The 26,932-nt window shown below is 66.1% G+C and carries 27 protein-coding genes and 4 tRNA genes; 15 read left to right on the plus strand and 16 right to left on the minus strand.

Features of this window, described 5'->3' with window-relative positions:
- Nucleotides 1-47: 47 nt before the first annotated feature.
- Nucleotides 48-1,562 carry a DASH family cryptochrome gene (locus tag C454_RS08215; RefSeq protein ID WP_004974443.1) on the plus strand — a complete coding sequence of 505 codons (1,515 nt, stop codon included), beginning with the start codon at nt 48-50 and terminating at the stop codon, nt 1,560-1,562.
- Nucleotides 1,563-1,599: 37 nt separating this feature from the next.
- On the opposite strand, the gene C454_RS08220 is transcribed toward C454_RS08215, so the two are convergent.
- The 6 genes from C454_RS08220 to C454_RS08245 form a co-directional block, all read right to left on the minus strand.
- A complete protein-coding gene (locus C454_RS08220; protein ID WP_004974446.1) occupies nt 1,600-2,031 on the minus strand; it encodes a disulfide bond formation protein B in 432 nt (143 codons plus the stop codon).
- 429 nt (nt 2,032-2,460) lie between these two features.
- Nucleotides 2,461-3,822, minus strand: a complete 1,362-nt coding sequence (locus C454_RS08225) for an MgtC/SapB family protein (RefSeq protein WP_049905049.1) — start codon at nt 3,820-3,822, stop codon at nt 2,461-2,463.
- A gap of 351 nt (nt 3,823-4,173) precedes the next feature.
- Nucleotides 4,174-4,248: transfer RNA gene (locus C454_RS08230), tRNA-Glu, on the minus strand.
- Between the two features lie 86 nt (nt 4,249-4,334).
- Entirely contained in the window at nt 4,335-6,311 is a 1,977-nt protein-coding gene (locus tag C454_RS08235; protein WP_004974449.1) for a 3-hydroxyacyl-CoA dehydrogenase/enoyl-CoA hydratase family protein, read from the minus strand.
- 141 nt (nt 6,312-6,452) lie between these two features.
- A complete protein-coding gene (locus C454_RS08240) occupies nt 6,453-7,034 on the minus strand; it encodes a DNA-3-methyladenine glycosylase family protein (protein WP_004974450.1) in 582 nt (193 codons plus the stop codon).
- Between the two features lie 133 nt (nt 7,035-7,167).
- Nucleotides 7,168-8,529 carry a putative ATP-dependent zinc protease gene (locus tag C454_RS08245; RefSeq protein ID WP_004974451.1) on the minus strand — a complete coding sequence of 454 codons (1,362 nt, stop codon included), beginning with the start codon at nt 8,527-8,529 and terminating at the stop codon, nt 7,168-7,170.
- Nucleotides 8,530-8,660: 131 nt separating this feature from the next.
- On the opposite strand from C454_RS08245, the gene C454_RS08250 reads away from it, so the two are divergent.
- From C454_RS08250 to C454_RS08275, 7 genes are all read left to right on the plus strand, one after another.
- A complete protein-coding gene (locus C454_RS08250) occupies nt 8,661-9,686 on the plus strand; it encodes a succinylglutamate desuccinylase/aspartoacylase family protein (protein ID WP_004974452.1) in 1,026 nt (341 codons plus the stop codon).
- A gap of 110 nt (nt 9,687-9,796) precedes the next feature.
- Complete coding sequence (gene sdhC / locus C454_RS08255) at nt 9,797-10,192, plus strand: succinate dehydrogenase, cytochrome b556 subunit (RefSeq protein WP_004974453.1); 396 nt, start codon at nt 9,797-9,799, stop codon at nt 10,190-10,192.
- Nucleotides 10,192-10,563: a succinate dehydrogenase hydrophobic membrane anchor subunit gene (locus C454_RS08260; RefSeq protein ID WP_004974454.1), complete on the plus strand. Its 372-nt coding sequence runs from the start codon at nt 10,192-10,194 to the stop codon at nt 10,561-10,563. The genes sdhC and C454_RS08260 overlap by 1 nt, the downstream gene beginning before the upstream one ends.
- A complete protein-coding gene (locus tag C454_RS08265; RefSeq protein ID WP_004974456.1) occupies nt 10,563-11,444 on the plus strand; it encodes a succinate dehydrogenase/fumarate reductase iron-sulfur subunit in 882 nt (293 codons plus the stop codon). Before C454_RS08260 ends, C454_RS08265 begins: the two co-directional genes overlap by 1 nt.
- Nucleotides 11,445-11,499: 55 nt before the next feature.
- Nucleotides 11,500-13,347 (plus strand): FAD-binding protein, encoded by a 1,848-nt coding sequence (locus C454_RS08270; protein WP_004974458.1) that lies wholly within the window; start codon nt 11,500-11,502, stop codon nt 13,345-13,347.
- Nucleotides 13,348-13,495: 148 nt separating this feature from the next.
- Nucleotides 13,496-13,593 (plus strand) — tRNA-OTHER (locus C454_RS20305).
- Nucleotides 13,594-13,827: 234 nt separating this feature from the next.
- Nucleotides 13,828-14,046, plus strand: coding sequence for a helix-turn-helix domain-containing protein (locus tag C454_RS08275; RefSeq protein ID WP_008094913.1), 219 nt, complete (start codon nt 13,828-13,830; stop codon nt 14,044-14,046).
- Between the two features lie 12 nt (nt 14,047-14,058).
- On the opposite strand, the gene C454_RS21355 is transcribed toward C454_RS08275, so the two are convergent.
- Nucleotides 14,059-14,217: a DUF7563 family protein gene (locus tag C454_RS21355; protein WP_013035319.1), complete on the minus strand. Its 159-nt coding sequence runs from the start codon at nt 14,215-14,217 to the stop codon at nt 14,059-14,061.
- A 275-nt stretch (nt 14,218-14,492) separates the two neighbouring features.
- On the opposite strand from C454_RS21355, the gene C454_RS08280 reads away from it, so the two are divergent.
- Entirely contained in the window at nt 14,493-14,912 is a 420-nt protein-coding gene (locus C454_RS08280) for a hypothetical protein (protein WP_004974462.1), read from the plus strand.
- Between the two features lie 93 nt (nt 14,913-15,005).
- Here the strand turns inward: C454_RS08280 and C454_RS08285 are convergent.
- Both C454_RS08285 and C454_RS08290 read right to left on the minus strand, forming a co-directional pair.
- Nucleotides 15,006-15,079 (minus strand) — tRNA-Thr (locus C454_RS08285).
- A gap of 11 nt (nt 15,080-15,090) precedes the next feature.
- Complete coding sequence (locus C454_RS08290) at nt 15,091-15,627, minus strand: GNAT family N-acetyltransferase (protein WP_004974464.1); 537 nt, start codon at nt 15,625-15,627, stop codon at nt 15,091-15,093.
- Between the two features lie 328 nt (nt 15,628-15,955).
- Here C454_RS08290 and C454_RS08295 point away from each other — a divergent pair, with 328 nt between their 5' ends.
- The 4 genes from C454_RS08295 to C454_RS08310 are packed head-to-tail and all read left to right on the plus strand — an operon-like array spanning nt 15,956 to nt 19,872.
- A complete protein-coding gene (locus tag C454_RS08295; protein WP_004974466.1) occupies nt 15,956-16,894 on the plus strand; it encodes a branched-chain amino acid ABC transporter permease in 939 nt (312 codons plus the stop codon).
- Nucleotides 16,891-18,258, plus strand: a complete 1,368-nt coding sequence (locus C454_RS08300; RefSeq protein ID WP_004974473.1) for a branched-chain amino acid ABC transporter permease — start codon at nt 16,891-16,893, stop codon at nt 18,256-18,258. The genes C454_RS08295 and C454_RS08300 overlap by 4 nt, the downstream gene beginning before the upstream one ends.
- The gene (locus C454_RS08305; protein ID WP_004974475.1) at nt 18,251-19,114 is read left to right on the plus strand and encodes an ABC transporter ATP-binding protein; all 864 of its coding nucleotides are present in this window, start codon (nt 18,251-18,253) and stop codon (nt 19,112-19,114) included. The genes C454_RS08300 and C454_RS08305 overlap by 8 nt, the downstream gene beginning before the upstream one ends.
- A complete protein-coding gene (locus tag C454_RS08310; protein WP_004974477.1) occupies nt 19,111-19,872 on the plus strand; it encodes an ABC transporter ATP-binding protein in 762 nt (253 codons plus the stop codon). Before C454_RS08305 ends, C454_RS08310 begins: the two co-directional genes overlap by 4 nt.
- Before the next feature lie 249 nt (nt 19,873-20,121).
- On the opposite strand, the gene C454_RS08315 is transcribed toward C454_RS08310, so the two are convergent.
- Complete coding sequence (locus C454_RS08315) at nt 20,122-21,435, minus strand: ABC transporter substrate-binding protein (protein WP_049905047.1); 1,314 nt, start codon at nt 21,433-21,435, stop codon at nt 20,122-20,124.
- A gap of 187 nt (nt 21,436-21,622) precedes the next feature.
- On the opposite strand from C454_RS08315, the gene udk reads away from it, so the two are divergent.
- Entirely contained in the window at nt 21,623-22,318 is a 696-nt protein-coding gene (gene udk / locus C454_RS08320) for a uridine kinase (protein WP_004974480.1), read from the plus strand.
- Nucleotides 22,319-22,354: 36 nt separating this feature from the next.
- Here udk and C454_RS08325 read toward each other — a convergent pair whose 3' ends face one another.
- Entirely contained in the window at nt 22,355-22,675 is a 321-nt protein-coding gene (locus tag C454_RS08325; protein ID WP_004974481.1) for a DUF5785 family protein, read from the minus strand.
- 151 nt (nt 22,676-22,826) lie between these two features.
- On the opposite strand from C454_RS08325, the gene C454_RS08330 reads away from it, so the two are divergent.
- Nucleotides 22,827-23,558, plus strand: coding sequence for a GNAT family N-acetyltransferase (locus C454_RS08330; RefSeq protein WP_004974483.1), 732 nt, complete (start codon nt 22,827-22,829; stop codon nt 23,556-23,558).
- A 58-nt stretch (nt 23,559-23,616) separates the two neighbouring features.
- On the opposite strand, the gene C454_RS08335 is transcribed toward C454_RS08330, so the two are convergent.
- From C454_RS08335 to C454_RS08355, 5 genes are all read right to left on the minus strand, one after another.
- Nucleotides 23,617-23,700 (minus strand) — tRNA-Ser (locus C454_RS08335).
- 46 nt (nt 23,701-23,746) lie between these two features.
- Nucleotides 23,747-24,502 (minus strand): hypothetical protein, encoded by a 756-nt coding sequence (locus C454_RS08340; RefSeq protein ID WP_004974484.1) that lies wholly within the window; start codon nt 24,500-24,502, stop codon nt 23,747-23,749.
- A 96-nt stretch (nt 24,503-24,598) separates the two neighbouring features.
- Nucleotides 24,599-25,234: a uracil-DNA glycosylase gene (locus C454_RS08345; RefSeq protein ID WP_004974488.1), complete on the minus strand. Its 636-nt coding sequence runs from the start codon at nt 25,232-25,234 to the stop codon at nt 24,599-24,601.
- 249 nt (nt 25,235-25,483) lie between these two features.
- Complete coding sequence (locus C454_RS08350; RefSeq protein WP_004974493.1) at nt 25,484-25,801, minus strand: hypothetical protein; 318 nt, start codon at nt 25,799-25,801, stop codon at nt 25,484-25,486.
- Nucleotides 25,798-26,838 (minus strand): Mrp/NBP35 family ATP-binding protein, encoded by a 1,041-nt coding sequence (locus tag C454_RS08355; RefSeq protein WP_004974495.1) that lies wholly within the window; start codon nt 26,836-26,838, stop codon nt 25,798-25,800. Before C454_RS08355 ends, C454_RS08350 begins: the two co-directional genes overlap by 4 nt.
- Between the last annotated feature and the right edge of the window lie 94 nt (nt 26,839-26,932).

The raw sequence follows: 26,932 nt of genomic DNA on the forward strand, positions 1-26,932 counted from the left end.
GAACCGCCGTTCGACTCAAGTCATCCCCATCCTAAGCGCCGCCGACGATGTCCGAGTCAACTTCGCTCGCGTGGTTCCGCCGCGACCTCCGCCTGCACGACAACGAGGCGCTCGCGGCCGCCTGCGACGCCGACGGCGTCCTCCCGGTCTACTGTCTCGACCCCCGCGAGTACGGCGACCGGCCCTTCGGCGGGCCCGACTCCTTCGACTTCGACAAGACGGGCGCGCACCGCGCCCGCTTCCGCCTCGAATCGCTGTCCGACCTGCGGTCGTCCCTCCGAGAGCGCGGAAGCGACCTCGTCGTCCGCGAGGGGACGCCCGAGTCCGTCCTTCCGGAGTTGGCGGCGACCGTCGACGCCGACTTCGTGACGGTCCACACGCGTCCGACCCCCGAGGAGTCGAGCGTCGAGTCGGCGGTCGAGCGAGAACTGGGAGGCGACGGCGTCGACCTCCGGCGCTTCTGGGGCCACACGCTCACCCACCTCGACGACCTCCCGATGGCGCTCTCCGAAGTTCCGGACACGTACACGACGTTCCGGAAGGCGGTCGAATCGGCCGTCGAAGGCGACGAGGGAGGCGACGCAGGGCGAAGTGGCGAGTCAGCGGGCGACGGCGACCCCGCCGGTCGTGACCCGCTTTCCGAACCGGACGTCCCGCCGCTCCCGGTCGACGCACCGGTCGCGGGCGACCTCCCCTCGCTTTCGACCCTCGTCGGGACTGCGGACGCCGAGTCCGCCCGCGCCTCCGACGACCGCGGCGTCCTCTCCTTCGACGGCGGCGAGACGGCCGCGCTCGACCGCGTGGAGTCGTACATCTGGACGGGCGACCACCTCCGCGAGTACAAGGAGACGCGAAACGGGATGCTCGGAGCCGACTACTCCTCGAAGTTCTCGCCGTGGCTGAACGAGGGCTGTCTCTCGCCGCGGTCCGTCAAGGCCGAGGTGGACCGCTACGAGGACCGGCGGGTCGAAAACGACTCGACGTACTGGCTCGTCTTCGAACTCCGCTGGCGCGACTTCTTCCAGTTCCAGTTCGCCAAACACGGGAGCGACTTCTTCCGCCGCGGGGGCATCCGGAAACGGACCGACGTCGACTGGCGGGCCGACGAGACGCAGTTCGAGCGCTGGACGGCGGGCGAGACGGGTATCCCCTTCGTCGACGCGAACATGCGGGAACTGAACGCGACGGGTTACATGTCGAACCGCGGGCGGCAGAACGCGGCGTCGTTCCTCGCCAACGACCTCAGACTGGACTGGCGACGTGGTGCGGCGTACTTCGAGACGCGACTCGTCGACTACGACCCCGCGTCGAACTACGGCAACTGGGCCTACATCGCGGGCGTCGGCAACGACTCGCGGGACCGCTCGTTCGACGTGCGCTGGCAGGCGAACCGCTACGACGAGAACGCCGAGTACGTGAAGACGTGGCTCCCCGAACTCGACGCGTTACCCGCCGAGTACGCCCACGAACCGTGGAAACTAAGCGACGAAGAACAGGCGACCTACGGGGTCGAGTTGGGCGTGGACTACCCCGAACCGATGGTCGAACTCGACGGGAGTTAGGGCGACGACGGCGCTCGGAGTGCGGTCCCGAACCCGGTCACATCCCCCACGCGTCGTCGGCCGACCCGCCGAGGCGGGCGGCGGCGAGCGCGAGGACCGTCACGAGCGCGAACCCGATGAACGCGAGTCGCGGAATGGTCAGGAGGCCGCCGAGCACGGGATACTGGATGGACGTACACGGGCCGCCGACGGTACAGGTCGCGCCCGGTGCGACCTGCAGGTACGAGTGGTAGCCCGAGAGGGCGAGCCCTCCCAGCGAGAGGGGAAGCACCGTCTTCCAGACGCCGGAGCGGTCCTCGACCGCGGCGACTCCGAGCACCACGACGAGCGGGTACATCAGGATGCGTTGGTACCAACAGAGGTCGCAGGGCGTGAGCCCGAGACCGAGGCTGAAATAGAGACTCCCGCTCGTCGCGGCGAGGGCGACGAGCGTTCCGGCGGCGAGCGCGGCGCGCGTCGTGTCCGACACGGTCAGGCGCTCCCGAGGCCGTTTCTCGCCCGGTTCGGCTTCGGGGCCGACTGCTGTCGCTTCGCGTGCGGTTCGCCACGGTCTCGTCGGGTCGGGTCGCGTATCATCGCTCGGTGGACGTAGAGCCACGATAGACGCCGGCGAACCTCAAGCCATCGGCTTCGCAGTCGAGCTGTCGGCGCGAACGGGGGCGGTCGGACGAATCGGGCCACTCAGACGAGCGCAGTCGCTCGGGAGGGTGGATACGCGGAGTGACCCTCGCCCGTCGGGGGACGACCGACGGGCGAATCTTCGTGGGCCGCTCGGTCACGGGATACGCGCCGAACCAGTGCGATTTGATTGCCGCGGCACGGTGTTATCAATGTTGTGTCGCTGACTGTTGTGTCGGCCAAGTTGATTCCGCGTGCGCGGACCTCCGTGCCGCTCGCCTTACGGACGAAAGACGACGATGGCGACGCCGGCGACGCCCGCCGCCACGAGGAGCGCGCTCCGCCGGGCGACCGGCCCGAGGAGTTCGCGGTCGACGCTCGCCGCGAGAGCCACCTTGACTCCGATGCTCGCGGCGGTTCCGGCGAGGACGCCGACGACGGCGGTCGTCTCGCTGATGGTGCCGCCGCCGTAGAGCGTGACGGTGGTCGTGACGACCGACCCGCTCGACACCAGTCCGCCGAGGAAGCTCGTCACGACGAACCCGGCCGCGCCGAAGTACTCCTGCGCCGCCGCGGAGGCGAGCAACACGAGGAGGAAGAACACGCCGAACCGGAGGGCGCTTTCGAGGCTGAACGGCGACTCGAACGCCACGTCGAGGTCGACGCCCCACTCGCGGGAGTGCAGCGCGTAGCTCACACCCACGAGCGCGACGAGTCCGAGGGGAATCCCCACCTCGACCGCGAGCTCCGGGATGAACACGACGACGAGCGAGAGGTTTCGGAGCGCCATCGCCGCGTCGGCCATCAGAATCGCGCCGGCCGCGAGCGGTCGAATCGACGGGTTGCGGCTGGTCCGACCGGCTATCTCGCCGATGACGGCCGTCGAGTTCACCAGCCCGCCGAAAAAGCCCGTGATGGCGATGCCGCGTTCGCCGTACCGCCGGATGATGACGTAGTTGACGAAGCCGATTGCGCTCACCGCGACGACGAGCAACCAGACCGTCCGGGGATTGACGGCATCCCACGGACCGATTCGCCCCTCGGGGAGCAACGGGTAGACGACGAACGCGATGATGGCGAACTCGACGGCGCTCCGAACCTCGTCGGTCGTGAGCCGCCGGGCGAACCCGTGGAGTTCGCGCCGCAGGACCAACAGGAGCGACGACGTGAGCGCGACGACGACGCCCTCGATGACGAAGCCGCTCACCACCGCCGCGCCGACCGCGTAGGCGACTAACAACGACGTCGACGTGGTGAGTGAGAGGTTCACGCCGAGGTCGTCCAGGCGAACGACCTCGGCGTCACCGCGGCGGCCGTCGTCGGCTTCGGCGTCAGCGTCCGCGTCGAAGTCGAGTTGGGAGTCGGCTCGGTCGTCCTCGCTTTCGTGCGACCCGCGTTCGACGAGTCCGCGACTCCCGAGCAACACCGCCTGTGCGACCACCAACAACCCGCCGACCGCGAGGAGGATGTCGCTTCCGACCACGACGGCGACGCCACCGAGGAGGCTCGTCAGCGTGAACGTCCGCACGCCGGCGCTCTTCTTCGACCGCTCGCGCTCTAACCCGAGGAACATCCCCAACGCCGCCGCGACGAACAGGCGGACGACGACGGGGTCGATTTGGGAGACGAACTCTTCGAGCATCATCGAACTCCCGTCCCGGGACGCTCGTGTTCCATGCTATCGTGTATATTTTAATTGCTATCGTTAAAAACGTGTAAGCTAACTACCGTGGGCGGGAGTCGAGTCGTCCGGGGTGAGAGAACTGCTCGGGAGAGGAGTTGAACTCCACTCGCAACAAGTTGCTCGCTAGTTCGAATATCCCGCTCATATCCGCACCTTCGCGGTCTAGGCGACATGTACAGCGGTCGCTTGGAAGGTAGTTCCTCAGAGAAGTGCTCGGTCAGGGATTTGAACCTCAGTCGCAGCAAGCTGCTCCCTGATTCAAATCCCTACACTGCGCGCTCTTCTTCGTCACGTTGTTCCTCAGAGAAGTGCTCGGTCAGGGATTTGAACCCTGGTCCTCGGCTCGAAAGGCCAAGATGATTGGCCGGACTACACCAACCGAGCGTCTGCATTCACGAGTGGTCGTTGGACTATTTTAAGCGTTGCGTTCCATCGTGGGTGAGTGAGAGGAACCCACCCACGGCGGTGGCTTACTCGCCCGTGAACTCGGGGTCGCGGTCGCTCGTGAAGGCGGCGATGCCCTCCATCAGGTCCGAGGTGGTAAACAGTAGGCCGAACGCCTGCGCTTCGACCTCCAGTCCGGAGTCGGTGTCTTCCCAGCCGTTGTGCATGGCGCGCTTGGTGTAGCGCTGGGCGACCGGCGGGCCCTGTGCGAACCGCTTCGCGTACTCGAAGGCCCGTTCTTCGAAGCCGTCGTTCTCGACGACCTCGTTGATGAAGCCGTAGTCAGCCATCGTCTCGGCGTCGTAGCGGTCGGCGCTGAAGATAATCTCCTTCGCGCGGCCGGTGCCGACGATGCGCTGGAGGCGGACCGTGCCGCCCCAGCCGGGGAGGAGCCCGAGGTCGTGCTCCGGCTGGCCGAGTTCGGAGCGCTCCGTGGCGATGCGGAGGTCGGCGCACATGGCGAGTTCCATCCCGCCGCCGAGACAGAAGCCGTCGATGCCGGCGATGACCGGCTTGTCGAGTTCCTCGAGCTTTCCGAACGTCTGTTGGCCCTTCCGAGAGATTTCGACGCCCGAGACGGCGTCGCCGCCGCCCGCGGCGATACTCGTCACGTCGGCTCCGGCGGAGAACGCGCGGTCGCCGGCCCCCGTGAGGAGCACGGCGCGGACCTCGTCGTCCTCGGCGAGGGTGTCGAGCGCTTCGGAGAGTTCGTCCATCAGTTCGATGCTGATGGTGTTGAGGCGGTGCGGGCGGTCGAGGGTGATGTGACCGATGCCGTCGCGCACCTCGACTGAGATGTCGTCGAACGCGGGTGCCTCGTCGGATTCCTCCGCGCCGCCGTAGAAGCCCTCGCCGGACTGGGCGAGGTCGCGGAGGTACTGGACGGCCTCGTAGCGCTCCTCACCGGTCTCGTCGTGGTGCTTGTCGAGCGCGCCGACGAGGGTGGCGATGCCCGCGTTGTCGGCCATCTTCGCCGGGCCGTCGGGGAAGCGCCCGCCGAGTTTGACCGCGCGGTCGATGGCGGCCGGGTCGGCCACGTCGTTTCCGACGAGACCTGCGACTTCGTTCGCCATGACGCCGAGGAGGCGGTTCTTGACCGCTTCGCTCCCCTCGTCGTGGGGGACTTCCGCGCCCTCGCCGTCCTCGTAGTCGTAGAAGCCCGTGCCGGTCTTCTGGCCGAGGTCGCCTTCCTCGACCTTCTCGGAGAGGAGCGGACACGGCTCGTAGGCGTCGCCGAGTACCTCGTGCATGTATTCGAGGACGTGATAGCCCACGTCGATGCCGACGTAGTCGGCGAGTTCGAAGCTCCCCATCGGGAGGCCCATGTCGTACTTCGTCGTGGAGTCGACCTCGGCCATCGTCGCGTCGCCCGAGTGGACAATCCACGCGGCCTCGTTCATCAGCGGGACGAGGATGCGGTTCACGATGAAGCCGGGGCTGTCCTTGCGGACGCGGACGGGCGTCTTGCCCATCGCCTCGGCGAGGTCCTCGACGAGTTCGAGCGTCTCGTCGGCGGTGTGCGCGCCGGAGATGACCTCGACGAGGTCCATGCGGACCGGCGGGTTGAAAAAGTGCATTCCGCAGAAGCGCTCGGGTCGCTCCGTCACTTCGGAGAGTTCGGTGATGGAGAGACTGGAGGTGTTGGTGGCGAACACCGTGTGGTCGGGGGCGTGTTCCTCCAACTCGGTGTACACCTCCTTTTTGATGGACATCTTCTCGGGGACGGCCTCGATGACCACGTCGGCGTCGACGACGGCCTCGCCGAGGTCCACCGCCGTCGAGACGCGGGCGAGCGCGGCGTCGGCGTCGTCCTGCGACAGTCGGTCCTTCTCGGCGAGTTTGTTCAGCGACCACTCGATTTGGTCGTAGCCCTTCTGTACGAACTCGTCTTTGATGTCGCGCAGCACGACGTCGTAGCCGGCGAGGGCCGCGACCTCCGCGATGCCGTGGCCCATGTTGCCCGCTCCGAGAACGGTGATACTGTTGACGTCATCTACGTTCATGGACGAACGTTATAGTGCGCGGCGGTTTCAACGTTTCCCTCGCGCAGAATATAAACGTAACAGATGTTTATTTTCTCGGTTAGAAATACCGACGCAGTCTGTCGATTATTCGTCTCGGCTTGGCTTTCCACCCGTTCGAAGTTAGTCCACGCACCGCCAGAGATACCGGCTGGCGTAGCTCCGATAGGGGGCCCAGCGCTCGGCGCGTTCGCGCATCTCGCCGCGGGAGACGGCGTCGGGTTCGAACCCGAAGACGTGTTCCATGCCGCGTCGAATCCCGAGGTCCTCGACCGGGAACACGTCCTCGCGGGCGAGCACGAAGATGAGGAACATCTTCGCGGTCCAGTCGCCGACGCCGCGAATCTCGGTGAGCGCCGCGACGACCTCGTCGTCGTCCATCTTCCGGAGAGATTCGGCCGAGAGGCCGTCTCGGAACGCGTCGGCGACGTTGCGGACGTAGCCGACCTTCTGATTCGAGAGGCCGCAGTCGCGCAGGACGGCCTCGTCGGCGGCCAGTATCCCCTCGGGCGTGACCTCGACGCGGTCGAACAGGCGGTCCCGAATCGTCGCCGCCGCGGTCGTCGAGAGCTGTTGGTTGACAATCGAGACGACCAGTCGCTCGAAGGGGTCGTCGGCGGGGTCGAGCGAGAGCGGGCCGTGTTCCTCGACCACGTCGCCGAGGTGCGGGTCCGCCCGGAGTTCGCGGTATGCGTCGTCGCTCATCGACCCGTGGTTGGGTCGTCGAAGAGAAAAGTGCGCGTGTCTCGGGTGCTCGGATGCGGTCACCGGTCGGAGCGACGGCGGTCGTCGCGCCGATGGCGAGCGCGCCGGTGGCCGTGGCGTGGCGCGGGCCGACTTACTCTTCGAGGAGTTCCTCTTCCTCGTCGTCGCTGTCGTTGCGGTCGGCGTTGGCGCGGCGGCGCACGTCCACGCGGTAGTGTTCGAGGATGTCGCGCCCGAGCAGCAGCGGGTAGTCCATGTGCGAGCGGTCCTCGACGCTGGCGGTCACGGTGTGCTGGGTGCCGCCGATACCGATGACGAGGTCGACCACGGGGCGGGCCTTCCCGCCCTTGAGGCTCCCGGACTTCACGCGCGTCATGCTCTTGATGGGCCCCGCGCCGATTTCGGCGGCGAGGCTCGTGTCGATGCTCGTCCGGGTCGCCCCGGTGTCGGACTTCGCGAGGGTCTGCTGGGAGCCGCTGGTCCCGTTGACGACGACCTCCTCGATGTAGCCGATGATGGGCGCTTCGCCGTCGATGATGGGCGACTCGTTGGGGGCACACGAGGGGACGGAGTCGTCGAGCGTCGCGGACAGTTCCTCGACGCGTGCCTCGTCGACCTCGCCGCCCGCGCGCTCGATTGCGAGCTTCGCGATGTGCGGCGCGGGGCTCTTGCCCGTCGCCTGATAGAGGCCCTTGAAGCCGGCGGTCGGGTTGGCTTCGAGGACGAACCAGCCGTCTTCGCCCTCGACGAGGTCGACGCCGACGTAGTCCATCTCCATCACTTCGGCCGTGTAGAGCGCCGTCTCCCGCGCTTCCTCGGGCATCTCGTCGGTCGCGTTGAGCACGTCGCCGCCGAGGGCGACGTTGGTCCGCCAGTCGCCGTCCGGGGCGTAGCGGTACATCGCGCCGATGATTTCGCCGTCGACGATGTAGACGCGCAGGTCGCGGTGGCGGTCGCCGTCGCGGTCGATGAGCTTCTGCAGGAACGCCTGTCGGTTGCCGACCTTCGGGTTCACGGGCTCGGTCAGGTCGACCTTCCACGTCCCGCCGCCGTGGGTGCCGATGGCGGACTTGTAGACGCCGACGTCGCCGAAGCGCTCGCGGCCCTTGTTCAGCCGGTCGTTCGAGAGCGCGAGGAGCGCGTCGGGCACCTGGATGTTCCAGTTGGCGAGCGTCGCGGCCGTGGCGAACTTGTGGATGGCCGCGAGAACCGCGTCGGGCTCGTTGAGCATCGGTCGGATGCGGTTGAACGTCGTCGCCAGCCCGAGCAGTTCCGCGGGTTCCTCGGTGTTCGACAGGAGCAGTCGATTCGCGATGATGTCCACCTCAGGCTCGACCGTCACCTCGCCGTCTTCGATGCTGACCGCCGCGTTCTCCCGGCGGAGCCACACCGGCTCGTGACCGAGGTCTTCGACCGCGTTGAGGATTGCCTTCGTCTCCTTGCTGTTGTGCAGAGAAAGCACGCCGACACGCACGGCGTCGTCTGTGGTGGACATACTCAGTTGATATCCTCCCGGTTTCAAAGACATGACGGTCGAGAGCCGGCCGCCCGCGGTTCGCGGCCGCGAGGACGGCGTCGGGCGGTCCGTCGCGACCGTTTATAACCCCGGCCCTCCCATCGCATCACATGGCCGACAACGAGGCCTTCACCTACAACGGCGGGAAGGTCGAGCCGGGCGAGACACAGGACATCCGGTACGGCATCTCCGAGACGTATCTCGGCGACCCGGTTCGCATCCCCGTCACCATCATCAACGGGGAGCGGCCGGGGCCGACCGTGTTCCTCTCCGCCGCCGCCCACGGCGACGAACTGAACGGTATCGAGGTCGTCCGCGAGGTGGCCTACGAGTGGGACCTCGCGGACCTCGCGGGCACCCTCGTCTGCATGCCGGTGATGAACGTCCCCGCGTTCCTCGCCCAACAGCGGTACCTCCCCATCTACGACCGTGACCTGAACCGGTCGTTCCCGGGCTCCGAGACCTCGACGGGAGCAAAGCGGATGGCACACCGCATCTACCAGAACTTCATCGCGCCCTGCGACCTCGGCATCGACTTCCACACCTCCACGCGGGGGCGAACTAACATGCTCCACGTCCGCGCGGACATGTCCGACCCCGCCGTCGCGCGACTCGCCAACGCCTTCGGCTCGCACGTCATCATCGACAGTTCGGGGTCCAGCGGGATGCTCCGAACCGAGTCGTCGGCGAGCGGGACGCCGGCCATCACCGTCGAGATGGGCGAGGCCCACCGCTTCCAGCGCGAACTCATCGACGAGGCGCTCGCGGGCGTCGAGAGCGTCTTCGCCGAGTACGGCCTCCGGGGGACCTCGACGGTCAACTGGCCGGGCTGGCGGACCGTCATCTCGGACGAAAACGAGAAGACGTGGCTCCGCGCCGACGCGGGCGGCATCGTCGACATGCACCACGACCGCGGCGCGCTCGTCCACGAGGGCGACCGCATCTGCACGATTACGAACCCGTTCAAGGACGACAACGTCACCGTCGTCGCCCCCTTCACGGGCCTGCTCGTCGGCGTCCTCGAGAACCCGGTCGTCTACCCCGGGAACCCGCTTTGCCACCTCGTCGAACTGAAGGACAAGGTGCGGCGCGTCGTCGAGCGCGAGCAGTCCGGCACCCCCGAGCCGACGCTCTGAGACCGGCCGCCCCGCCCCGAGATATTCGGGGTCCGGCGACTTTTGCCAACCCTCACGAAACTCCATACACGTAAGTTCTATACCCTCCCCTTCCCGACACTCACAAGAGCATGAGTCAGTCTTACAATCGGGGCCTCATCGAGGACTTCAGCAGATGGCGGGAGTTCTCGGCCGGCATGTGGGCCTGGATATTCCACAAGTTCACCGGCTGGGTGCTTGTGGGTTATCTCTTTACCCACATCGCCGTGTTGTCGACGGCCCTCTCGGGCGCGGCGGCGTACACGAACACGATTCAGGCGCTGGAGAGTCTCTTGGTCGTGCGTATTCTGGAAGTCGGGCTGCTCGCGGTGGCGGTGTTTCACATCCTCAACGGACTGCGGCTACTGTTCGTCGACCTGGGCGTCGGGCTGGAAGCACAGGACAAGAGCTTCTACGCGTCGCTCATCCTCACGGGTGTCATCGTCGTCGCGAGCGTTCCCACCTTCCTCTCGGGGGTGAGCATCTGATGGCGGAGCGATACACGTCCTTCGAGCCGGGCGGCCGGCGGTGGCTCTGGCAGCGGCTGACAGCCGCCTTCCTCGTCGTGGTGCTGGCGTTCCACTTCTTCCTGCTCCACTTCGTCAACCACGCCGACGAAGTGACGTTCGCCCTCTCACAGGCGCGCATGGAGCAGCTGACGTACTTCTCGCTGATGATCCTGTTCCTCGTCACCGCGACGTTCCACGGGGTCAACGGCGTCTACAACGCCCTCGTCAACCAGGGCCTCACGGGCACCCGGAAGACGGCGGTCAAGGCGATTCTCGGTCTCGCGAGCGTCCTCCTCATCGTGCAGGGCGTCCGCACGGCCCTCGCGTGGGCCGGAGGTGTTCCCATCTAATGAGCACGCAAGTTCCCGAAGCAGTCGAAGAGGAATCGGCCACGGAGACGGCGTCCGCCGGCAAGCAGAAGCGCGACGCGAAAAAGCGCGAGCGGGCCGAGCGAGTCCAAGAGCAGCGCGAGGCCGAGGCGGCCGAGAAGGCGCGCTCCGCGGACGACACCTTCCACCTCAAGGTCTTCCGCTACGACCCCGAGGTGCCGGAGAAGCAGGAGCCCCGCTTCGACGACTTCCACGTCCCGTACAAGCAGGGGATGACGGTCCTCGACGCGCTCATGTGGGCGCGGGACCACTACGACTCCTCGCTTACCTTCCGGCACTCCTGCCGGCAGGCCATCTGCGGGTCCGACGCGCTGTTCGTCAACGGGTCGCAGCGACTCGGCTGCAAGACCCAGCTGTCGGACCTCTCGGAGCCGATTCGGGTCGAGCCGCTCCCGCACGCCGACGTGGTCAAGGACCTCGTCGTCGACATGGAGCACTTCTACGACCAGATGGAGTCGGTCGAGCCGTACTTCCAGACGAACTCGCTTCCGGACGGCGAACTCGACGAGCAGCGCCAGACGCGCGAGAACCGCGAGAAGGTCAAGATGTCCACCCGCTGCATCTGGTGTAGCGCGTGTATGTCCTCGTGTAACATCGCCGCCGGCGACAACGAGTATCTCGGTCCCGCGGCCATCAACAAGGCCTACCGCTTCGCCATGGACGAACGCGAGGGCGAGGACATGAAGCAGCGCCGCCTCGAAATCCTCGAACAGGAACACGGCGTCTGGCGCTGCCAGACCCAGTTCTCCTGTACCGAGGTGTGCCCGAAGGACATCCCTCTCACGGAGCACATCCAGGAACTCAAGCGCGAGGCGATTAAGAACAACCTGAAGTTCTGGTGAACTTCCCGGTGAAACCCTGAAGTTCGACCAACCCTACGACACACCCAAACACACCATGTACGAACACGACGTTATCGTAGTCGGCGCGGGCGGGGCGGGCCTGCGCGCGGCGATTGCGGCACACGAGGAAGGGGCCGACGTGGCCATCGTGTCGAAGCTCCACCCGGTCCGAAGTCACACGGGCGCGGCGGAGGGCGGCATCAACGCCGCGCTCCGCGAAGGCGACTCGTGGGAGGACCACGCCTACGACACGATGAAGGGCTCGGACTATCTGGCCGACGCGCCGGCGGCCGAGACCCTCTGTAAGGACAGCCCGAAAGAGACCATCAAGCTCGAACACTGGGGGATGGCGTTCTCCCGTGACGACGACGGGCGCGTCAGCCAGCGACCGTTCGGCGGGCTCTCGTTCCCGCGGACCACCTACGCGGGCGCGGAGACGGGCCACCAGCTGCTCCACACGATGTACGAGCAGCTCGTCAAGCGCGGCATCAAGGTCTACGACGAGTGGCACGTGACCCGACTGGCCGTCTCCGACGAGGAGAAGCCGGAGGACCGGAACTGCCACGGCATCGTCGCCTACGACGTGCAGACCGGACAGGTCGAGGGCTTCCGCGCCCGCAACGGCGTCATTCTCGCCACCGGCGGCCTCGGGCAGGTCTACGACCACACGACCAACGCGGTCGCCAACACCGGCGACGGCGTCGCGATGGCCTACCGCGCCGGCGCGCCGATGGAGGACATGGAGTTCATCCAGTTCCACCCGACGACGCTCCCCTCGACGGGCGTTCTCATCACCGAGGGCGTCCGCGGCGAGGGCGGCATCCTCTACAACGAAAACGGCGAGCGCTTCATGTTCGAGTACGGCTACGCGAACAACCTCGGCGAACTCGCCTCGCGCGACGTGGTCTCCCGGGCCGAACTCACGGAGGTCAACGAGGGCCGCGGCATCGAAGACGAGTACGTCCACCTCGACATGCGCCACCTCGGCGAGGAGCGCATCATCGACCGCCTCGAGAACATCATCCACCTCTCGGAGGACTTCGAGGGCGTCAACCCCCTCGACGCGCCGATGCCGGTCAAGCCCGGCCAGCACTACGCGATGGGCGGCATCGAGACCGACGAGAACGGCGAGACCTGCATCTCCGGTCTCTACGCGGCCGGCGAGTGCGCCTGTGCCTCCGTCCACGGCGGCAACCGTCTCGGCGGCAACGCGCTCCCCGAACTCATCGTCTTCGGCAAGCGCGCCGGCCACCACGCCGCGGGCAAGGACATGGAGGCGGCCAAAATCACGACCGGCAAAGAAGGCGAGTACGAACTCGGCGAGGTCGACTCGCCGGTCGAACTCGGCGAAGCGGGTATCGGTGAGGACGCCGTCGCCGACGGCGGGACGGCGGCGGACGCGGGCGCGTCCGTCTCCGGAGCGGACCTCGTCCAGCGCGCCGTCGAAGACGAGCGCGAGACCATCGACACCCTCCTGGAGCGAGAAGACGGCATCCAGCAGGCCGAGATTCGCGAACGCGTCCAGAAGTCGATGACGCGCAACGTGAACGTCTTCCGCGAGGAGTCGGCCCTCAAGGACGCGCTCCGCGACATCCGCGAGGCGCGCGAACTCTACCAGGACGTGTTCGTGGCCGACAAGTCGCGGACGTTCAACACGGACCTGCTCCAGACGCTGGAGACGCGCAACATCCTCGACATCGCCGAGGCCATCACGCTCGGCGCGCTCGCGCGCAACGAGTTCCGCGGAGCCCACTGGCGCAAGGAGTACCAGGAGCGCCGCGACGAGGAGTGGCTCAAGCACACGATGCTCTCGTGGAACGACGGCCGCCCGGAACTCTGGTACAAGCCGGTCATCCTCGAAGGCGAGGACAAGACGTACGAGCCGAAGGTCCGGAGCTACTGAGTCGACCGCGACTCGTCCGAGTCGCAGACGCCCTTTCTTTCGACGTCGACTCCCGAGCGGTGCACCGACGCGCACAGCGCGCCGAATCGCGCGACCGCGGCCGGAGCCCACCAACGGCTATTTGCCCGCTCGACCCTTACAGCCGCCCGGAAGGGTGGCTCAGTGGTAGAGCACACCGGCGCAGGCCCTCGCGGTCGGTCCGGTGGTTTTCAATGGCTTCGCGTGGTTCGACTCCCGCCCCTTCCGTCTCGGAACCGCGCGCCGCCGGGCCTCGCCGCCCGCCGGCCCGCGACCCGCTCCCTTCGACGACAGTCGAAGTCGGCGGCGTCGAACACCGACAATTATCCGATGTACGTTCGTGACGAATACAACGATTCTCTCGAATTCGGGACGTTCGCGGCCTCACCCCCGACCTCGGTTCTTCGACGATTGTTGTAAGAGAGTTTTATTATCGTCGAAGCAAAGGGGATGACAACGACCATGCAACAGACGGTTCCGACCATCGAAGTCCCCGGCGAACTCGAATCGCCCTCGGCCAAGCTCGTGTACCTCTATCTCACCACGCACGACGGCGCGTCCATCACCGACCTGCAAAACGGGCTGGAGATGAAGAAAATCGCCCTCTACAGCATCCTCAGTACGCTGTCGAAGCGCGGCTTCGTCCGACAGGACGCCGAACGCTACCACGTCGCTCAGTGACGGCTCGGCGAGTCAGTGATTCCTTGGCGACCGCGCCGCCCGGACCTGTGCGCCGTCGCGGACCATATCCTCGCAGTTCGGGCAGACACGCGGATTCTCCATGCCATCGGGAGTGAAGACTCGGGCGTATGCGGGCGTCACGAACGAACCACAGTTCTGACATTCCGGCATGGTATCTAGTATCCTCCATGAATATCACATAAGTTTTCTCCCTAGATGAGTGCGAGAAGGAGGCCGACGAGGAGGAGCGCGAAGATGAGAAGCGTCACGGCGAACATGAATTGATCGGTCCCGTTCATACCGAACACGACGTTCCGGATAAAGATAAAATTCCGTCTCGACGCCGCGTCCCGCCGCGCTCGGCGGGGTTCTCTGATTTTCGACCGCGATAACGAGGGAGGTAGAACTAAATTCATCGCCCCCGTCGGTCCCGTAACGGTCCTCCAATGGAGTTCGTGTACGCGTTATCTGGGTTGTTCGCCGGGCTCTTTCTCGGAGCGGTGGCAGTCGTCACTGCGCTCACGTACACCCCCTACGGCGCGTCGCTGTTCGACACCGCGATAACGGCGCTGACCGGTGTCACGCTCCAACTGGGAAACCTGCTGTTCATCTCGGCGCTCACCGCCCTCGCGTTCGAGGGGCTCGCGATGAGCGGCATCCGGTATCCGGTCGTCGTCCCCGCGGCGTTCGCGTACGTGCTCACTCACGTCACAGTCTACTACTCGTGCATCCGCATCACCGACCTCCAGTCGGAGCCGCTCGACCCCGACGTTATCATCAAGCATAATCCGTTTCGGGCGCTCGTCCTCGGCGTGCCGGGGTCGCTCCTCCTCATTCGGGTCCGGCCGCCCGCGAGGCGGAACTGAAACCGTATCGACGACCCGCGGGCGCGGCTCCGGCTCGCGACGACTGAACGCGGGGCCCGCGTGGGGCGCAAAAAAGGTCGAACCGGCGACAGAAGCCAGGAGTGGGATTTGAACCCACGAAGTCTCGATTACAAGTCGAGTGCATGAACCGCCCATGCTCTCCTGGCGCGTCCGTCGATTACCGGTCCTCCTTTGAGTGTGTATCGTTTCGCATCGATTTCTCCAGTTCGACGCGGTGCGGTCGGTAGCCGTGCCGTCGGTAAAACCGACGGGCGGCGTCGTTGTCCGCCAGCACGTCCAACGCGACGGTATCCGCGCCGGCGTCTCCGAGCGCGGTCTCCGCCGCCGCCAGCAGTCGCGCGCCGACCCCGGCGTCTCGGTACGCCGGGCGGACGAACAGGTTCCGAATCATCCCGCGGGTCGCGTCCTGCTCGTACGCCCCCGCCTCGATGTCGAACATGACGAAACCGACGATGTCGCCCGTCTCCGGTCCCTCCGCGTCGTTCCCGTCGTTCTTCTCGGCCCCATCGGTCCCCTCCTCACGGGCGACGAGCACGCCGTCGGCGGCGACGTGTCGCGCCAGCGCCTCCCGTATCGGCGTCCGATTGGCGTCGGCGCGGAGGTGCGACCCGAACGACCGCTGGTCCGCGGCGAGTTCGACCCACAGGTCGGCGAGGTCAGCGAGGTCGGAAAACGCCGCCGAACTGACGCGCATGGGCCCTGTCGGGGCTCTATCCGCTTTTAAGTGTCGGCGATTCGGACCGAAATCGAGGAATCGCGGCCCTGCGGGGTGCCGAGCGGGGTCAGTAAAGACGACCGATGAAGAAAGATTTATCTATGTTTATCGTCCGCACATATCATGAGGATAGTTATCAATGGGTATTGCCGAAACCTACTCCCGTGGCAGGCAGCTCGCCATCGAGCGTCCGTTCGCGCTCGTCTTGGCGGTCATCGTAGTCGTACTATTCGGTGACTTGCTTCGCGGGTTAGCAACAGGGCAGACGCAGTTTGCCGACATTGGCACGCTGGTCTGGGATGGTCTGATGCGGGGGCTCGTAATCGGCCTCGCGGGCATCGGGTTGTCGATGACGTACAGTATTCTAAACTTCGCTAATTTCTCGCACGGCGACTACATCACAGCGGGGGCCTTCTCGGGGTGGGCAACGACGTACCTCATCGCCGGACTGGGACGCGCCGACATCGGCGCGCTCCTGCTCGTCGGGGCCGGGGGGTCGGTCTACGGCGGGACGCTCGGTATCGGAATGCTCTCGACGCCGCTCGCGGTCGTCGCCGGCATCGTGGTCTCCGGCGGCTTCGCCATCGCGCTGTCGCTCGCGGTCGACCGGACCATCTTCAAACCGATTCGGAACGAGGACGGTATCACCCTCCTCATCACGAGCATCGGGGTCGCGTTCGCGCTGCGCTACCTGATGCAGTTCGTCTTCGGCTCTGACGTGCGCGGCACGACCGCGCAGCCGCCCTCGGTGTCGCTGTACTTCATCGACGGCACGGTCTTCATCAACGCCCACGACATCACGCTTCTCGTGGTCGCCTCGGCCCTGATGCTCGGCGTCCACGTCCTCTTACAGCGGACGAAACTCGGGAAGGCGATGCGCGCGATGGCCGACAACAAGGACCTCGCGCTCATCACCGGTATCTCGACCGAGCGCGTCGTCCGCGCGACGTGGATTATCGGCGGCGGGCTGACCGGCGTCGCGGGGTACATGTTCATCCTCTGGAAAGGGACGCTCGGGTTCAACGACGGGTGGCTCCTCTTGCTTCTCATCTTCGCCGCGGTCATCCTCGGCGGCATCGGCTCCATCTACGGGGCCATCGCCGGCGGCCTCGTCATCGGACTGACGGCGTCGATGTCGGTCCTGTGGATTCCCTCGGCGTTCTCGCGGGCCGCGGCCTTCGTCGTCATGATCGTCATCCTCCTCGTGAAACCGTCCGGGCTGTTCAGCGGGAGGGCGACCGCATGAGCGTCCGCGACGACTTCACCGCCCGCATCCCGGGCGGCGACGCGGGCCTCATCGTACTGGTCCTCCTCGGGACGTACCTCGCGTACGTCCTCGCGGGGTTCGTCCTCGGATACACGCTCCGCGGTCAGCTCAACTCCATCGCGACGCTGACGTTCTACATCGGCGTCTTCGCCATGCTGTCGCTCGCGCTCAACCTCCATTGGGGGTACACCGGGCTGTTCAACATCGGCATCGTCGGCTTCATGGCCGTCGGCGTCTACGTCACGGCAATCGTGACGAAGCCGACGTACGTCGCCGGCGGCGCGGCGCAGGTCGGCGGACTCGGCCTGCCGCTTTGGGTGGGCATCCTCGCCGGCATGACCGCGGCCGCGCTGTTGGGACTCGTGGTCGCGCTCCCGGCGCTTCGGTTGCGAGCCGACTACCTCGCAATCGTCACCATCGCGATGTCGGAAATCGTCCGGTTCAGCTTCCTCTCCGGCGAACTCCAGCAGTTCCAGCTGTTCGGTAACCGCGTCGGCTTCGGCGGTGGGTCGGGTCTCATCCTCGACTTCGCCCCGCCGCTGGAGGCGCTGCTTCGCGGCGTCGGCCTCTGGAACGGATACCTCGGCTTCGTCGACGCCTTCCAGGTCCTCGTGCCGAGGAACCCCAAGCCGGTCGTCGACGGCCTCGTCTACGGGCTGTTGCTCCTCGGGTTCGTCGCGGGTTTCTACTGGCTGCTCAAGCGCACCGGCGAATCGCCGTTCGGTCGCGTGCTGAAGGCCATCCGCGAGGACGAGGACGTCGCGAACGCCCTCGGCAAGAACACCGACCGGTTCAAAATCAAGTCGTTCATGCTCGGCTGTGCGCTCATGGGGCTCGCCGGCATCCTCTGGCTCGTTCCGCAGGGCGCGGTGACGCCGAACTTCTTCCGGCCGCGCGTGACGTTCTTCATCTGGATCGCGCTCATCATCGGCGGGGCCGGTTCGAACACGGGCAGCGTCCTCGGTGGGGCCGTCTTCGCGGCGGTGCTCTACCAGGGGCCGCGGTACTTCCAGAACCTCGTGTCGGCGGTGTTCCCCAACCTCGACTCGCCGTCCGGCTTCGGGCAGGCAATCTCGCCGCTCATCTCGCAGTTCGACCCCGTGCCGTTCCTCCTGTACACGGTCGACAGCATCCGGCAGCTCCAACTGGTCGTGATGGGGCTCGTGCTCATCTGGCTGATGCACAACCGGCCGGAGGGGATGCTCGGCTACCGCAAGGAGACCGCGTCAGTCATCCCGCTGTCGCGGCCGAAGTCGATGACCGCCGACGGCGGCAGCGACGACTCGGTCCGCACCGACGGCGGCGTCGACGCCGCGGCCCAGGGAGGTGAGACCGATGAGTGACGCCGCGGACCAGCCGGTCGAAGACGTGGCGAACAAGGTCGACGAAGACGCGCTCGGCGCGTTCGCCTCCGGCGTCGACACGTCGGTCGACTACCCGCTCCGAGTCGAGGGACTGGAGAAGTCCTTCGGCGGCATCACCGCCGTCGACGGTGCGACCTTCGAGGTCGAAGCCGGGTCGCTCACGGGTCTCATCGGTCCGAACGGGGCCGGCAAGTCGACGACGTTCAACCTCATCACGGGCATGCTCAAGCCCGACGCCGGCACGGTCACGTTCAACGGCGAGGACATCACCGGCGAGGAGCCGCACGAAATCGCCAACCGCGGGATGGTTCGGACGTTCCAAATCGCCCGCGAACTGAGCGAGATGACCGTCCTCGAAAACATGATGCTCGCGCCGAAACACCAGCGCGGCGAGACGCTGTGGCGCTCCGTCATGCCGGGCGTCCGCGACGACGTCCGCGAACAGGAAGAGGAACTCCTCGAACGCGTCTGGGAGGTGCTCGACTTCTTCGACATCGCCCACATCGCAGAGGAGTACGCGGGCAACCTCTCCGGCGGGCAGCGCAAGCTCCTCGAGATGGCGCGGGCGCTCCTGACCGACCCCGACATGCTGCTCTTGGACGAGCCGTTCGCCGGGGTCAACCCCACGCTCGAGAAGAAACTGCTCGAACACGTACACGAACTCCGCGAGCAGGGCTACACGTTCCTGCTCGTCGAACACGACATGGACCTCATCATGAACAACTGTGAACACGTCATCGTCCTCCACCAGGGCTCGGTGCTCACGGAGGGGACGCCGGACGAGATTCGGAGCAACGAAGAGGTCATCGAGGCCTACCTCGGGGGCAACGTATGAGCGTCGACGCCAACACCGACGCGACGAGCGGCGCGGGCGTCGAAGGACGCGAGGACGTGCTCCTGCGCGTCCGCGACCTCGACGCCGGCTACGGCGACCTCCAGATTCTCACCGACGTCGACATGGACGTGTTCGACGGCGAGTACGTCACCATCGTCGGCCCGAACGGGGCCGGCAAGTCCACGACGATGAAGTCCGTCTTCGGTCTGACCGCCCACATGGGCGGGACCGTCCGGTTCAAAGACGAGGACATCACCGGGCGTCGACCCGAGGACATCATCCACGTCGGCATCGGTTACGTCCCGCAGAACGACAACATCTTCCCGACGCTGACGGTCGAAGAGAACCTCGAAATGGGCGCGTACATCCTCGACGAGGTGCCGCAGGACGCCATGGAGGCGGTCTACGAGCGGTTCCCCATCCTCAGAGAGCGGAAAGACCAGAAGGCGGGCACGATGTCCGGCGGGCAACAGCAGATGCTCGCGATGGGTCGCGCGCTCATGCTCGACCCCGACCTGCTGCTCCTCGACGAACCGTCGGCGGGGCTCGCGCCCGACCTCGTCGAGGAGATGTTCGACAAAATCGACGAGATTAACGAGGCCGGCACGGCCGTCCTGATGGTCGAACAGAACGCGAAGGAGGCGCTCCGGCGCTGCGACCGCGGTTACGTCCTCGCCAACGGGCAGAACCGCTACATGGACACCGGCACGGCGCTCCTCGAAGACGAACAGGTCCGGCAGGACTTCCTCGGCGGATAGCCCGTCTCGGCGGTCCACGCTATTTTTCCGCCGTCAATCGCAGACGTACTGGAACGACTCGACCGAGAGGCCGCCGTCTCTGTCGTCCGAACCACCCGATGAGCCACCGTCGAGGGTCACTACCGTGTTCGTGTCGTGTGAGTGTCTTGTGTCGGTCGCGGGGGTGCGGTGGGAGACGGATGGTAGAAGATGAGCGCAACCGCTCGCGTCGGTGGCGACGAAAGAAAAGTCGGGTCTGCCGAGTCGGTCTTAGTTGTCCGGGCCGGAGAGCGCCGTCTCGATGACGGAGGAGTACGACGACTCGCCGATGTTGAACGCGACCTGGTTGTACACTTCGCCGTCGAACGAGTCGCTGAACACGTTCGAGAAGCGCTCCGAGAGCTGCTGGCCGTAGTCGTTGTTGACGTACAGCGTCGAGACCGAACTGACTTCGAGGCGCTCGGCCATGACCTGCGCCATGACGCGGCCCTGCAGGAAGTCGGACGGTGCAGTCCGGAAGATGAAGTCGTTGTCTTCGAGGTTCGAGACGGACAGCGCCGTCGAGGACGGCGAGCAACCGACGATTTCGTTCGGGATGAACGCCTGCTTCGAGACGGGGACGTTCACGCCGGAGGACGCGGACCCACAGACGGACGGAACGCCCGCGGAGACGAGCGACTGCGCGGCGGAGACACCGGCGTCCGGGGACGTCTGGGTGTCTTCGATTTGCGCGTTGACGGAGAGCCCGGCCGGGTTGGCGTCGTTGACCTGCATGACCGGAATCTGCGCGGCCTGAATCATCGGCGCACCGACGGCCGCGAGGTCGCCGGTCTCGGGCAGGAGGATGCCGACCGACATCTCGCGGTCGGAACCGCCCGGACCGCTGTCCGCGGACGGGCCGTTCCCGTCGGGGTTCTCGCCGGCGAACGACTGCGTCTCGACGCTCGACGTGGCGTTGTTCTCGGCGTCGAACTCCCAGATGGCGTACGCGGCTTCCGCCGGGTCGCCGTTCTCGTCGAAGTTGACGGACGAGGACGCGCCCTGGTAGTCGATGTCTTCGCCGTTCGCGGCCGCCTCGACGCCCTCGACGAGGTTGTCCGGTCCGACGGTCATTCCATCGGGGTTCGCCATCCGGCGCATCTGGTCTTTGATGGCCGGGCCGGAGTTCTCCCCGGCGGCGGCGTTCGCGAGCAGCTGAATCGCGACCGAGTCGTAGGTCTGCGACGTGAAGACGCCCGGAGCCGCGCCGTACTCGTCTTCGAACAGTTGATTGAACGTGTCTTGGTTCGGACCGCCAGCGGCGGGTGCCGTCCCGGTCACGTTCGCCATGTCGTTGCCGACCTGTCCGGGCATCGACCCGGAGCGCATCCCGTCGGGCACGAGTATCTCCTCGCTCCCGTCGGACGCGCTGTAGTAGTCACGGAACAGTTGAATACCGCTTTCGGGGTAGCCGATGACGACGAGTCCTTCGGGACCGCCGCCACCGCCGCCGCCACCGATGCATCCGGATAAGCCAGTCAAGCCTGCCGCGCCCGCGGCTCCCACTCCCTTGAGGAAGTCGCGGCGTACGATATCACGTACCATGTGAAAGGCAATGGCAACTCCCGCTTATAAAATTTACTCCCTGCGTTTGAAAAGCCATGATAATTGCGACCGACGGCGGTGCGAGAATCGGCTGTGTGAGAACGTCAGACACCGTGCTTTATATACCCAACGCGCCGAAGCCGGAGAACCGCTGCGTTCAAACCCGTTCGCGGGCGTCTTTGGGACAATGACTATCCCGTCGTTCGTTATCGGTATCGCGGGGGGGAGCGGTGCCGGCAAGACCACCGTGGCCCGACTCATCACGGAGAACGTCGGCGAGTCCGTGACGCGGATTCCGATTGACAACTACTACAAAGACCAGAGTCACCTCGAGATGACCGAGCGCGAGCAGGTGAACTACGACCACCCCTCGGCGTTCGAGTGGAACCTCCTGTACGAACAGCTCTCGGAACTGCTGGAGGGGAGAGCGGTCGAGATGCCGCAGTACGACTTCGAGATACACAACCGGAAGCCCGAGCGGAACACCGTCGAACCGACCGACGTCATCATCCTCGAGGGGATTCTCGCGCTCTACGACGAGGACGTAAACGAGATGCTCGACCTCCGGCTCTACGTCGAGACCGACGCCGACGTTCGCATCCTCCGGCGCATCCAGCGGGACGCAATCGACCGCGGACGCGACCTCCAGGGCGTCATCGACCAGTACCTCTCGACGGTCAAGCCGATGCACGAGCAGTTCATCGAGCCGACGAAGAAGCACGCGGACCTCATCATTCCCGAGGGGGCCAACAGCGTCGCCGTCACGCTGCTCGAAGAGAAAGTCCAAGCGGAAGTCGAAGGCGACGAGACGCGCACCTGGGAGCGCGACGCTATCGAACGGAAAGTCCAAGAGCGGACCTCGTCCCGCGGGCCCGACAACTAACGCGGCGTCGCGGGTCGAAAATCGGGGCCTCGAAGATTACGCGTTCTTGCCGGTGACGAACTGCGCTGCGCCCTCGTAGAACCAGAAGTCGTTTTCGCGCATCGCCTTGCCGACTGCCTTGTGCAGTTCGACGAAGTCGCCGAACTCCTCGCCTTCGACGTGCTCGAAGATGTCCGCGAGCGAGACGACGCGCTCGTAGTCGAGTCGGATGGGGTGGTCGCCGAACTCCTCGACGAACTCCGCTTTGTTCAGCGGGAAGTCCTCGTCTTCGTCGATCTTCTTCGCGATGACTGCCTGGCCGTACTTGCGTCCGCCTTCGCTCCCCTCTTCGCCGTCCGGGTCGTGTGGCCAATCCATACCCGAGTGTTGGCAGGCCGATTCAAAGCCGTTACGCATTTGTGGGAATTTGTCACGCGGAACGTCGCGGCCGAGTCGCCCTCGCCTCTTCGTGTCGCTTGCTACCGATGAACAAGAAATATACGCGTGGCACGCCATCGTTCTTGGAGTCATGCGAGCGACCGAGCGGCCGACGTTCGAATCCGAGGCCAGCAAGCTGATTTACGAGTACGTCGAGCGGCACGGCACCGCGAAACGGAACGTCCTCCTCGACGTCGCGCCCGTCTCGTCCGACGAGTTCAGAACCGAACTGGAGCGACTGAAATCCCGCGGTTATCTCCAAGAAGACGGCGGCACCCTCCAGTTGGCGCTCGACGTGGGCGCTATCGAGGAACACGAGACCGACGCGGGAATCGTCACCATCCGACCCGCCCGTCAGCGCGACTTCGAGGGTCTGGTCGACGCCATTCGCGACGTGACGTCCGAAGAGACGTACGTCGTCGCCGAGACAATCGCCGAACAACTCCTCTACGACGAGGCGGTCACGCGCCACAACCGGGTGGAGTCTCGGGTGTTCTTCGTCGCCACCATCGGCGAGGAGGTCGTCGGCTGGACGCACCTCGACCTCCCGCAGGTGTCGCGCATCCGCGAGACCGCCCAGCAGACCGTCGGCGTCAAGGGAGAGTACCGCGGTTCGGGCATCGGCAGCCTCCTGCTTCGCCGCGGCCTCGACTGGGCCGAAGCCAACGGCTTCCGGAAAGTGTACAACAGCGTTCCGATGACGAACGACCGCGCGCTGGAGTTCCTCGGCGACCACGACTGGGAGACCGAGGCGATTCGCAGGGACCACTACACTATCGGCGACGAGCACGTCGACGAAGTGATGATGGCGTACCGGTTCTGAGCGGGTCGGCGGCGGTGGGTCGGTTTTTGTGGGGTTGTCGGTCGATTCTCTGAGAATGCGGTGGGACTGGGATTTGAACCCAGGATTCCGTGAGGAAACCTGCTTTCAAGGCAGGCGCGTTAGGCCACTCCGCCATCCCACCTTCGCACGACAGTTTTGAGTCGGATACCTAAGTGTTGTCGCTTCGCTCAGTCGCGGACGAGTTCCAACACGCCGTCGGTCGGTTCGACCCGAAGCCCCCTCTCGAAGACGAACGTCGTCGTGTGCTCGGGGACGACCCGCTCCGACTCGACCCGCGAGCGGAGCATCGGCACGACCGTGGCGAGGTCCGCGCCCGTTTCGAGGACGGGAAGCATCGGGACGTAGTCGAGGCCGTGGCCCGCGTCGTCGGCGCGCTCGGCGAGCGTCTCGACTTCCGGCTCCGCGTAGGCGTCGGTGAAATCGATGGGGTCGAGGAAGCCCGAGAAGTAGACGCGTCCTTCCGTCGAGGGGCCGAGGACGACGGGCGTGCTCCGGAGCTTCATCGCCGCGCTGTCGATGTGGGTGCGCCCGAGAAGCGGCGCGACCGGGCGGACGATAGCGGCCGAGTGGACCTCCTCCTCGTTGAGGAGATGCGAGACGGTGTTGCCCGCGCGGGCGGAGAACGACGAGCCGACCTGCGGTTCGAACCGCACGCCGTCGGTGCCGCCGAGGGCGTCGGCGACGACGCTCCGAATCTCGGCCTCCGAGTCGTGGTCCCCGGCGAACTCGTCCGGGAGGTCGTCCTCGGTACGGTAGTTGACGAGGAGGTCGCCGCCGGAGCGCTCGACGGCGATACAGGCGTCTTTGAGCATCGCGGCGTAGAGCTCCGCGGCTTCGGCTTCGGTGAGCGGACTCGTCTCCGCGAGTTCCGAAAGCACCAGTCCCGGCCGCGGCGGTTCGGCGAGTACGGCGATGACCGTCATACCCTCCCCTCGCGCCGGGGAACCCTTGAACCCGCCGCTTGTGACCCGTCGAATCGGGGGGCCGCGGGGACGGAACGCTCCGCGCGCCGTCCCGTTTCAGCGACTCTGCCGACCCTTCGTCTGCCGGTAGTCCCGGCCGAACACCGACTCGCGGACGTGTTCGACGAACGCCTCGGCGTCGGCGTCGGTCAATCGCTCCGGCTCCTTCATCGGGACGAGTTCGAAGCCGCGGCCGCGGATGGTCGTCGCGTGCTCCGCGTCGACGTCGAAGCTGTCGGCCGCGCGCGTGGTGTAGTCGAACGCGAGCGCCTCCAGCGCGGCCTGTCCGACGGGGACGATGATGTGCGGATTTATCATCCGAATCTCCGCGTTCAGGTATGGCTCGCAGGTCGCGACTTCGTTATCGGTCGGCCCGCGGTCGGGGTGCCGACAGCGCGTGAGGTACGTGAAAAAGACGTTCTGCACGTCCGGTTCGTCGGCGTCAGGCTCGGACCGGACGAACCCGAGGTCGCCGAGGATGCGCTGGACGCGCTGGCCGGCCTCGTCGCCGGTGAAGGGGACGCCCGTCCGCTCCGCGGCCGCTGTCGGAGCCTCGCCGACGAACAGGAACTCCGCGCCCACGTCGCCGTAGCCGTGGACGACCTGCTCGCGCGTCTCGCAGAGCGCCGAGCAGTTCGTGCAGTCGGTGTCCATCGAGAAGGGGTTCCGGAACTGGCGTTGGTGTGCGTCCACACCCTCGAATTCGGCTCCGGAACCAAAACCCGCCCGGTCCGCGCAGATAATCGAGTCGCACCCTCGCTGGCGGGGGGCAACCGAGTCGGCGAGTGCGTGGTGAAAGTGAACACGGGGCGAATCGGAGGAGACGCGGGCAAAGAGGGCGCAGTCGCTCGAATCACGGAATCGAGAAAAGCGGAAGTGAACCGAGCGGAGGCGAACGCGAGTCGGACGGTCGGGGGTGGTTCGGCGGTCAGGGGAGTCAGTTCAGCGGTCGATGCCGCCCTGCGCCTTGATGTCCATGATGTGGCGGACGTTCAGGTAAATCTCCTCGGGCGAGGTGTCGCCGTCGGGGTCGTAGAGGTCGCTGACGCGGTAGAGGATGGCCGACACCTGCCGGCTCTCGGAGGACTCGCCGTAGACGTCGTCGGCGATGTCGCGGAGGAACGCGACGCGTTCGGGGTCCGCGGGGAAGTCGGCGTCCGAGTCCGGAGCCATCTCCCAGTCGACCTCGTCGGGGTCCGCCTCTGGGCTCGCATCCGCATCGGCGTCCCCGCCCGCGTCGGGCCGTCCGTCGTCGCTCATCGCTCGCTGACGGTCCGCCGCTGGACGACGCCGACCATGTCGGCGATGTTCTCGGTCATCACGCGGAACGCGTCGGCCGTCTCGTCGCCGTCTTCGAGGACGATGGGCTTGCCGCCGTCGCCGCCCTCGCGGACGGCCGGGTCGAGCGGGAGCGCCCCGAGGAACGGCAGGTCGTTCGACGCGGCGAACTCGCGGCCGCCGCCCGCGCCGAAGATGTCGTGGCGGTTCCCGCAGTCGGGACACCGGAACGTGCTCATGTTCTCGACGATGCCGAGGACGTTCGTGTCGTGCTTGCCGAACATCCGGAGTCCCTTGTTGGCGTCGTCGAGAGCGACGTTCTGCGGGGTCGTGACGATGACCGCGCCCGTGAGCGGGAGCGTCTGAAGGATGGACAGTTGGGTGTCGCCCGTGCCCGGCGGGAGGTCGAGGACGAGGTAGTCGAGGCTGCCCCACTCCACGTCCTCGACGAGCTGGGTGAGAAGTTGGTGGACCATCGGGCCGCGCCAGATGACCGGGTCGTCGTCGCCGACGAGGAAGGCCATCGACATGAGCTTCATCCCGTACTTCTCCGGCGGGACGATGGTCTGGTCTTGGGTCGCCTGCGGCGCTTCCTCGGCGGCGACCATCCGCGGGACGTTCGGCCCGTAGATGTCGGCGTCGAACAGGCCGACGCGTGCGCCGAGCTTCGAGAGGCCCGCCGCGAGGTTCACGGCGACCGTCGACTTCCCGACGCCGCCCTTGCCGGAGGCGACGGCGATGATGTTCTTCACGCCGGGGAGGACCTCCTCGTCGGGGTCGCGGTCGCTCGGAATCTTGGCGGTGAGGTCGGCCTCCAGTCCGTCCTCGGCGAGGACCTCGCGGATTCGACGGCCGATGTCCGTCTCCGCCGGGGAGTACGGGGCACCGAGCGCGAGCGAGATGCGGGCGGTGTCGCCGTCGACCTCGACGGCGTTCACCAGTCCGAGCGAGACGATGTCGTCTCCGAGTTCGGGGTCCTCGACCGCACGCAAGCGGTCGCGTACGTCGGCTTCGTCCATGTCCGTCACTCCGGCGGTGCGGCCGATAAGAGTTTTGTAAGGGCCGGTCGGGGATGGCTACCGAGACGGCTGCACCCGAAGACGTATATATCCT

It is taken from the genome of Haloferax gibbonsii ATCC 33959 (assembly GCF_000336775.1).
GTDB classification, from domain to species: domain Archaea; phylum Halobacteriota; class Halobacteria; order Halobacteriales; family Haloferacaceae; genus Haloferax; species Haloferax gibbonsii.